General features: G+C 37.3%; 10 protein-coding genes and 1 pseudogene. 10 read left to right on the top strand and 1 reads right to left on the bottom strand.

Annotation, left to right across the window (positions count from 1 at the left end):
* Positions 1–115: 115 nt before the first annotated feature.
* The 8 genes from hfq to A194_RS0111825 all read left to right on the top strand — a co-directional run bounded on the left by hfq (position 116) and on the right by A194_RS0111825 (position 7,920).
* Positions 116–334: an RNA chaperone Hfq gene (gene hfq / locus A194_RS0111865; protein WP_017187055.1), complete on the top strand. Its 219-nt coding sequence runs from the start codon at positions 116–118 to the stop codon at positions 332–334.
* 143 nt (positions 335–477) lie between these two features.
* Positions 478–1,725: a GTPase HflX gene (hflX, locus tag A194_RS0111860; protein ID WP_017187054.1), complete on the top strand. Its 1,248-nt coding sequence runs from the start codon at positions 478–480 to the stop codon at positions 1,723–1,725.
* Positions 1,726–1,734: 9 nt separating this feature from the next.
* Positions 1,735–2,973, top strand: a complete 1,239-nt coding sequence (locus tag A194_RS0111855; protein WP_017187053.1) for a methionine gamma-lyase family protein — start codon at positions 1,735–1,737, stop codon at positions 2,971–2,973.
* 125 nt (positions 2,974–3,098) lie between these two features.
* Positions 3,099–3,503, top strand: a complete 405-nt coding sequence (locus tag A194_RS0111850) for a MerR family transcriptional regulator (RefSeq protein ID WP_017187052.1) — start codon at positions 3,099–3,101, stop codon at positions 3,501–3,503.
* 26 nt (positions 3,504–3,529) lie between these two features.
* Positions 3,530–4,867 carry a type I glutamate--ammonia ligase gene (glnA, locus tag A194_RS0111845; RefSeq protein ID WP_100214289.1) on the top strand — a complete coding sequence of 446 codons (1,338 nt, stop codon included), beginning with the start codon at positions 3,530–3,532 and terminating at the stop codon, positions 4,865–4,867.
* 179 nt (positions 4,868–5,046) lie between these two features.
* A complete protein-coding gene (locus A194_RS0111840) occupies positions 5,047–5,838 on the top strand; it encodes an N-acetylmuramoyl-L-alanine amidase (protein ID WP_017187050.1) in 792 nt (263 codons plus the stop codon).
* A 479-nt stretch (positions 5,839–6,317) separates the two neighbouring features.
* Positions 6,318–6,650, top strand: a complete 333-nt coding sequence (locus A194_RS18320) for a YolD-like family protein (protein ID WP_017187048.1) — start codon at positions 6,318–6,320, stop codon at positions 6,648–6,650.
* 13 nt (positions 6,651–6,663) lie between these two features.
* Positions 6,664–7,920: a DNA polymerase IV gene (locus A194_RS0111825; protein ID WP_017187047.1), complete on the top strand. Its 1,257-nt coding sequence runs from the start codon at positions 6,664–6,666 to the stop codon at positions 7,918–7,920.
* A gap of 42 nt (positions 7,921–7,962) precedes the next feature.
* Here the strand turns inward: A194_RS0111825 and lexA are convergent, their stop codons facing one another.
* Positions 7,963–8,583, bottom strand: a complete 621-nt coding sequence (lexA, locus tag A194_RS0111820; protein ID WP_017187046.1) for a transcriptional repressor LexA — start codon at positions 8,581–8,583, stop codon at positions 7,963–7,965.
* Between the two features lie 196 nt (positions 8,584–8,779).
* Here lexA and A194_RS0111815 point away from each other — a divergent pair, with 196 nt between their 5' ends.
* Together A194_RS0111815 and A194_RS18315 are read left to right on the top strand one after the other, a co-directional pair.
* A complete protein-coding gene (locus A194_RS0111815; RefSeq protein ID WP_017187045.1) occupies positions 8,780–9,013 on the top strand; it encodes a DUF896 domain-containing protein in 234 nt (77 codons plus the stop codon).
* 93 nt (positions 9,014–9,106) lie between these two features.
* Positions 9,107–9,407 (top strand): annotated as a pseudogene (locus A194_RS18315) (transketolase); the annotation flags it as partial.

Raw genomic sequence — 9,407 nt, 5'->3', positions numbered from 1 at the left:
CAATCGACCCAGTACATTATATAGAAACTTTTGATACAATTTTCGAAGATTTAGCAGGATTTTTGAAAGAGTTAGAAGAATAAATACATTATTAGATAGATAGAGGAGGATTTGTATGGCAAATTCAACAAATGTACAAGATGCTTATTTAAACAAATTGCGAAAAGAGAAGGTTCAACTAACGGTATTTCTGACGAACGGGTTCCAATTAAGGGGGATTATTAAATCATTTGATAATTTCACGATCTTAATTGAAACAGAAGGGCGCCAGCAATTGATCTTTAAGCATGCAATTTCCACATTTGCACCGGTTAAAAATATCGATTTGGATTAATATTAATCTTAAATACCTAAAGAAAAGCCTGTCACCTAAACAAGGTGATAGGCTTATTTACGTGAGTATCGAAGTTGACTTACACCCAATTTTAGTCAACAATAACACTAACTATAGGTTATAAAATATAAAGGAGCCCTTTCATGAAAGAAGAAACAACCGAAAACGCTATATTAATTGGATGCCATACTGCAGATCAAGATGAACAAACGTTTGAATCATCAATTGAAGAACTTGAGTCACTCGCGTTTACAGTTGACGCTAATGTATTAGAGATTTTTGTTCAAAACCGTGACAAAGTCCATTCATCTTTATATATCGGAACAGGTAAAGTTGAAGAGATTAAAGCATATATTGATGAGAATGATGTAGATGTTGCGATTATTAATAATGAGCTATCACCATCACAATCACGAAACTTAGAAGAGAAATTAGAAATTAAAATTTTAGACCGCACCCAACTGATTCTTGATATTTTTGCTATGCGAGCGAGAACGAAAGAAGGTAAGCTTCAAGTTGAACTTGCGCAATTGCAATACTTATTACCAAGACTACACGGGCAAGGTACGGCTTTATCTCGACTAGGTGGCGGAATTGGTACGCGTGGTCCGGGTGAAACGAAGTTAGAAACAGACCAACGTCACATAAGAAGACGTATTACTGAAATTAAACGTTCACTTGACCAAGTTGCTAAACAGCGAAATCAGTATCGTGAAAGACGTAAGAAAAACGCTGCGTTTCAAATTTCAATCGTCGGTTATACGAACGCGGGTAAGTCTACAATCTTTAATCATTTAAGTCATACACAATCGTTAGCTGAAGATAAGTTATTTGCAACATTAGATCCAATGACTCGGAAGATCACACTACCTAGTGGTTTTCAGCCGTTAATTTCCGATACTGTTGGTTTTATTCAAGAATTGCCGACAACATTAATTGCAGCCTTTCGCTCGACATTAGAAGAGGTGGTTGAAGCGGATTTCATTTTGCACGTCGTTGATGCTTCAAATGAACAATCAGTAGAACAAGAGAAGACGGTTTATAAAATATTAGACGAATTAGGTGCTGGCGATATCCCGATGCTAACCGTTTATAATAAATCTGATCTACTTGCAGATGATTTTATTCCTTACTCTACACCACACACTTTAATGAGCGCGATCAGAAATGAAGACTACACTAAATTACAATTAGCAATTGAAAAAGCATTAAAGTCAGAGTGGGAGCCTTATGACATTCAGCTTGAAAGTAGTGAAGGGAAATTAATTAATAAACTTAAGCGAGAGACGATTTTAGAAGAAGAAGAATTTACCGAGGAGGATGAGACTTATTTAGTTAAAGGGTTTGTCTCACAACATTCTCCTTTATATTTAAGCATTACAAAAAGGTGAGGGGTCAACATGCAGCAACAGCAATGGAATATGATACATGAAACAGAAGAACAACTCGATGAACGATTTAAACAAATTAGAGATCTCGTTACAACTAATCAATATAAAGTACTTAAAGCTTTCCAAAGCCAAAATATTAGTGATGTCCATTTTAGCCCAACGACAGGTTATGGGTATGACGATTTAGGAAGAGAAAAGCTCGAAGCATTGTATGCAGATGTTTTTAATGCTGAAGATGCGTTAGTTCGCCCACAAATTGTATCAGGTACTCACGCGATTTCAACAGCATTATTTGGTTTACTTAGACCTAATGATCAACTGTTAAGTATTACAGGATCTCCATACGACACGTTAGAAAGTGTGATTGGCTTTAAACAGCCCGTTGACGGATCTTTGATTGACTTTGGTATTCAATATGATGAAGCGCCTTTAAATTCTGAAGGTGCTATTCAGTATGACGAAATCAAGAATAGAATTAACGAGCAAACGAAAGTCGTTGCGATTCAACGCTCAAAGGGATATGCCGACCGCCCGTCTTTTACTGTTAGCGAAATTAAAGAAATGATTCAGTTTGTTAGATCGATTAAAGACGACGTTATTGTTTTTGTTGATAATTGTTATGGTGAATTTGTAGAAACAATTGAACCCACTGATGTAGGAGCTGACATTATAGCAGGGTCTTTAATAAAAAACCCAGGAGCTGGGATCGTTAGAACAGGCGGCTATATTGTTGGAAAAGAGCGTTTAATCGAACAATGCGCTAACCGTCTAACAGCGCCAGGATTAGGTAAAGAAACCGGAGCCACATTGAACAGCTTACAAGAAATGTTTCAAGGCTTATTTTTAGCACCTCATACAGTTGGAGAAGCTTTAAAAGGCTCTTACTTTACTGCAACATTATTATGTAAACTAGGATTTGTTACGACACCTAGCCCAGAACAAGATCGAACGGACTTAATTCAATCGATCACATTTTCTACAAAAGAAGAAATGATTCAATTTGCACAAGTCATTCAACAACAATCGCCGATCAATGCCTATGTAACACCACAACCGAGTTATATGCCTGGTTACGATCACGATGTTATTATGGCTGCAGGAACGTTTGTCCAAGGAGCAAGTTTAGAACTAACAGCTGACGGTCCAATCCGTGAACCTTACACGTTATATGTACAAGGTGGTTTAACATACGAACATGTTAAAATTGCGATCGTTGAAGCGTTAAAAGGTTTAAATGTTAGTGTTTAAGGGGGATTATAAACTCTTTAACTGTAAATAGTTAAGGAGTTTATTTTTTGTGTTAACTTTCCTAACATCTCTTGACACATACAGTTACATAGAATAAAATGTTTAACATATTGGAGGTGTTGGTTATGGTTAATCCAGATCGAAAAGCTTTACCTTTATTTCCGATGAGCGTTGTTTCAGAGCTTACTGAATTATCCGCTCGTCAAGTTCGTTATTACGAGGAAAAAGGTTTAGTACTCCCCGTTCGATCAAAAGGGAATAGACGTTTATTTTCCTTTTATGATGTCGACCGGTTATTAGAAATTAAAGAATTAATTGACCAAGGTGTTAATTTAGCCGGCATCAAACAAGTCTTAAAAGTTAAAACTGAACAGCAAGAGCAAATCCCACATAAAGAAGAAGTGCCTGTAGCAAAAGAAGAGCTATCTGAAAAAGAACTTCACAAAATGCTTCGTCGTGAAATTATGGAATCAGGGTACTTAAACAAATCGTCTATCGTTAAAGGGGAACTCTCAAGGTTCTACCATTAATGATAAAAAAACTTTAGGAGGAATTTATTGTGGCAAAGTTTACGAAGGAAGAAATCTACAAACGTATTGAAGAGGAGAATGTTAAGTTCATCCGATTACAGTTTACTGATCTATTAGGAACAATCAAGAACGTAGAAATTCCGTACAGTCAGTTAGACAAAGCATTAGACAATCAAATGATGTTCGATGGATCTTCTATCGAAGGTTTCGTACGTATTGAAGAATCTGACATGTATTTATACCCAGACTTAGATTCATTTGTTGTTTTCCCATGGACTTCAGAAAAAGGTAAAGTGGCACGCTTCATTTGTGACATTTACAATCCGGATGGAACACCATTTGAAGGTTGCCCACGTTACAACTTAAAGCGCAACTTAGAGCGCATGGAGAAGTTAGGCTTCACTGACTTCAATATTGGTACAGAGCCGGAGTTCTTCTTATTCAAATTAGACGAACGTGGCGAACCAACTATGGAATTAAACGATAAAGGTGGCTATTTTGACCTAGCTCCAACAGACCTAGGTGAGAATTGCCGTCGCGATATCGTCTTAGAACTAGAAGAGATGGGCTTTGAAATTGAAGCATCTCACCACGAAGTAGCACCTGGTCAGCACGAGATCGATTTTAAATATTCAGATGCTATTAAACACTGTGATGATATTCAAACGTTCAAACTCGTTGTTAAAACGATTGCTCGTAAGCACGGTTTACACGCAACATTTATGCCGAAACCATTATTCGGTGTGAACGGTTCTGGTATGCACGCGAATATGTCGTTATTCTCTAATGGTGTTAACGCGTTCTTTGACGAAAATGCTGATGAACAGTTAAGCGAAGTTGCTCACCAGTTTACAGCTGGAATTATTAAGCACGCTGTTAACTTCACAGCCGTTACGAACCCTACTGTAAACTCATATAAGCGTTTAGTACCTGGATACGAAGCACCATGTTATGTTGCATGGTCTGGTCAAAACCGTAGTCCATTAGTACGCGTTCCATCTTCAAGAGGTATGAGCACACGTATTGAAGTACGTAGTGTTGACCCAGCCGCAAACCCATACATGGCAATGTCGGTTATGCTTGCAGCTGGCTTAGACGGTGTAGAAAACCAACTAACAGCACCAGAACCAGTTGATCGTAACATCTATGTGATGGATAAAGAAGAACGCGAAGCAAACGGTGTTCAAGACTTACCAGCAACACTATTCGATGCATTACAACACTTAAAAGAAGATGAAGTCATTAAAGGCGCTTTAGGTGAACACCTGCTAGAACATTTCTTAGAAGCAAAAGAAATTGAGTGGGATATGTTTAGAACGCAAGTACACCCGTGGGAGCGCGAGCAGTATTTAAGCAGTTACTAAACCCTCTAAACCTCTCGACATTAATAATGTTGAGAGGTTTTTTATACATTTTACAACTGTTAAGATCAATTAAATAGGCGCTTACCTTTTAACAGTCTCGCTAGTACACATGTAAAACAAATTTCTATTTTTTTCATTATATTATTATGTAGAAAAATAATAGAAATGGAGCTGTTTTCATGACAAAAATTTATATTGATGCTGGCCACGGGGGAAACGATCCTGGAGCAGTAGGTAATGGGTTAAGAGAAAAGGACCTTACGTTAGAAATCGCCTTAAAAACTAGAGATATTTTAAATAATGAGTATGAAGGTCATCAAATTATGATGTCACGAACTACAGATGTTACGAAGTCGTTATCTGCGAGAACAAGCGAAGCAAACAACTGGGCAGCTGATTATTTCTTGTCCATTCATATTAATGCAGGTGGAGGTACAGGGTTTGAGTCATTCATTTATAATGGTCCAACCTCACCTAATACTCCAGCTTTACGTGTTCTTTTACATGATGACATTATGAGTCATGTAGATTGGATTGACCGAGGAAAAAAATCGGCAAACTTCCATGTTTTAAGGGAGTCAAATATGCCAGCAGCTTTAACTGAAAATGGTTTTATCGACAATGTAAGTGATGCTCAAAATTTAAGCTCAGATGATTATTTGAACCGTATCGCAAGAGGACACGCTGAAGGGTTAGCAGAAGCTTTCAATTTAAGTGATAGACAAAATGGTGATAGAGTATATTACCGTGTTGTTGCAGGTTCATTTACTTCAAGAAGCAATGCTGAAAACCTTCAAAACCATTTAGAAGAGAGTGGATACGAGACTTTTCTCGACATCTTTACTCAAGAAGACCAAACGTATTACCGTGTAATTGCAGGTTCATTTCATGTCAGAGAAAGTGCACAGATTCGTGTAGACGAACTAATAGCTGATGGGTTCGATGCTTTCATTGCAATTTATGAATATTAAGGTATTTTTACTTTACCCAATCTCTCGAGGTTGGGCTTTTTTATACTATTGATTGTGTTGATTTGTAACAATGAAGATAATTTCCGATCAACCTTTTTAAATGTTGTTGTAATGTTTCTATCATTAACTATGAATGTTAATGGTATTCAGGAAGCAGTGGTGATAAGAGCACTTCATTTTAAGCCTTGTTTATTTATCTTCTTTCGTGGTATAATACGAACAAATGTTCTTGTTAGGTGAAAGGACTGATCTCATATGAACCAAATGTTTCAAAAATCGTTGAATGACAGACATAAACTTGAGGTAGTTTATGTAGATTCGCGAAACATTATGACACAACGCATTGTACGTATTGTAAAAATTTATGATAATCGAATCCTTGTTTTTTGTTACAAGAAGAAAAAAGTAAGATCATTAAAAAAAGAAAACATTTTAGCTATTCATCCCGTTCAACTAAACAACTTTGAAATGGAGGCTTAATGAAAATGCATCATGACCGTGGAAGTATTAAGTGGGCATCGCTTATGCTCCCCGAACACGTCGAGGCTTTACAACATATATGGAAAGAAAATGAACATGAACAACCGCCGATGATCGACGAACAGCAATTAGAAGAACACCTTTTTTATATAGCTCAAGCCTACCAAGAGCAATTAATAGTTAAAATTAGTTATTTTAAAAATGGACAGTTTAAAGAATTGACAGGAAAAGTGATGTACTGGAACCGTGAACTACAAACAATTCGTCTTCAAACCGAGCAAGACGACCGTGAATCGATTAAGTTAAAACATATTAAACAAATAACGTTATAAAAGGAGTGATTAAATGGACTACACTCCTTACCCAAAGCACGATGTTCTCTGCATTGACATGCGTTCGTTTTATGCGAGTGTCGAATGTATGAGAAGGGGATTAGACCCACAAACTGCACTACTCGCCGTCGTCGGCGACCCAAATCGTAGTGGAAGTATTGTACTAGCTGCTTCCCCCGCTTTAAAAAAGAAACATGGTATTAGTAATGTCAGTCGTTACTTTGAATTGCCGAATGATTCTAATTTAATCATTGCAAATGCGCATATGGGAGATTATTTATCTATTTCACTCGAAATTACAAAGCTCATGATGCGCTTCGTACCAAAGGAAGCGATCCATATTTATTCGGTTGATGAACTATGGTTAACCGTTGATGGTTTAGAGCGTTTATACGGCTCTGTTAAACAAACTGCCAAGAAAGTCCAAGCAAGCATTCGCGAACAGTTTGGAATCGAGTCAGTAGTTGGAATTGGTGACAATAAATTTTTAGCTAAAGTTGTAATGGACATCCATGCTAAAAAAGCTTCTGGTGGAATTAGTGAATGTCGTTATGAAGACGTGAAGGATTTATTATGGCCTGTTCCAGTTGAAAAAATTTGGGGGATCGGCTCACGTATGAAACATCACTTAAACCGAATGGGAATCGTCACTTTAGGAGATTTAGCTCAATGTTCAAAAGCCCATTTAAAAAAGCGGTTTGGTGTGATCGGTGAACAGCTATATTGGCATGCGTGGGGAATCGACTTAAGTCCAGTGACCGGTAATTTTACCAAAACAGAACAGAAAGGTTATGGGCATGGTGTTACACTATTGCGTGATTATACGAAAGATGAAATTAATGCTTGTTTGTTGGATTTGTGTGAAGAGGCTTGTCGAAGAGCGAGAAGAGATGAAAAGGAAGGTAGGACGATTCATCTTGCAATTGGCTATTCGAGTGAACACGGCAAAGGGTTTAGACGCTCAACTTCAATTGACACCCCAACAAATGACACGTGGGAAATGTACCAAGTGTGCTTACAGTTGTTCGAGCAATTTTATAAAGAAGGAAGCCACATACGTAAAGCATCCGTTACATTAACGAATTTAACTGATGAAGTCGGCACTCAACTTAGCTTATTTGAGCAACGCGATCAACAAAAACAGCTCGAGCGCGCTGTTGATCAAGTGAGAGAACGATTTGGTTCTACTGCCATTTTAAGAGCTAGTAGCTACACATCAGGTGGTATTGCAATTGATCGTGGTAAGAAAATAGGTGGACACTATGAATAAAAAAGAGTTGCTCCTTCCAGATTAGGAAGAAAGCAACTCTTTTTAATGGATATCGCGATATAGGCCAATCACTTTACCTAAAATTGTAACGTGATTTAACACAATAGGTTCCATTGACGAATTCTCTGGCACAAGACGGTATTGATTGGAATCTTTAAAGAAGCGTTTAACAGTTGCTTCGTCTTCTTCAGTCATAGCAACGACAATATCCCCATTAGAAGCAGATGCTTGCTTTCTGACAATGACTAAGTCCCCATCCAAAATACCAGCTTCAATCATACTATCACCTTGAATAGATAAGACGAACACATCTTCTTCAACTGCTGAATAAGTGTTAGGGATCGGAATGTATTCCTCAACATTTTCAATAGCAGTAATCGGCTCACCAGCAGTAACTTTACCGACTAAAGGTGCATACATGGCGCTACGTTCATGAACCGTTTGTTGGTCCTCGTGCGTAATTTCAATTGCACGTGGTTTAGTTGGGTCACGACGAATGTAACCTTTTTCTTCCAAACGAGATAAATGACCATGCACAGTTGAGCTTGAAGCTAGTCCAACTGCTTCGGCTATTTCTCGAACGGACGGTGGATACCCTTTTGCTTTTACTTCATCTGCAATAAACTCATAAATTTCTTTCTGTCTCTTTGATAACTTTGTCACTCTTCTCACCCCATGGAATTATTACAACTAACGAACTACTTTTAAAGTCATTATAGCAAGAAATGGCACAAAAGACAAACGTTCGTTCGCATTTGAAACATCGTCCTTGTGTTTAGCGTACATAGATTATAGAATATAGTTTGGACTTTGAGTATAAGGGTATTTTAATAGTAAAGAATTAAAAGGAGCTTGGTTTATGTTATCGCAAGAAAAAATTGATCGAATAAATGAACTAGCAAACAAAAAGAAAACAAAAGGGTTAACAAAGAAAGAAGAGCAAGAACAAAAGAAGTTAAGAGAAGAATATTTATCTTCATTCCGCAATTCTTTCAAAAATCAACTACAATCAATGAAAGTAGTAGACCCAGAAGGACAAGATGTAACACCAGAAAAATTAAAAGACGAACAAGAAAAAAATAAAAAACATTAAAAATATCAATATTAATTGTCGGTTTTTGTTAAAATAGAAACGAGATAACAAAATCTTTACAATATAAATAAGCAAGTTGAAGGGAGAATTCAAATGAGTAGAACAACAGAAGAACTATCTATTAACACAATTAGAACACTAACAATCGATGCAGTAGAAAAAGCAAACTCAGGTCACCCTGGAATGCCAATGGGTGCTGCACCTATGGCCTATACACTATGGACGAAAGTTATGAACCATAACCCTAGCCATTCTTCATGGTTCAATAGAGACCGTTTCGTTTTATCAGCTGGTCACGGCTCAATGCTACTGTATTCTTTATTGCATTTGTCAGGATACAACGTAAGCCTTGATGACATTAAAAATTTCCGTCAGTGGGGTTCTAACACACCGG

Source organism: Alkalibacillus haloalkaliphilus C5 (assembly GCF_000269905.1).
Classification (GTDB): domain Bacteria; phylum Bacillota; class Bacilli; order Bacillales; family Alkalibacillaceae; genus Alkalibacillus; species Alkalibacillus haloalkaliphilus_A.
The sequence above is the reverse complement of the archived record's forward strand: the minus strand, read 5'-3'. Positions and strand labels throughout refer to the sequence as shown.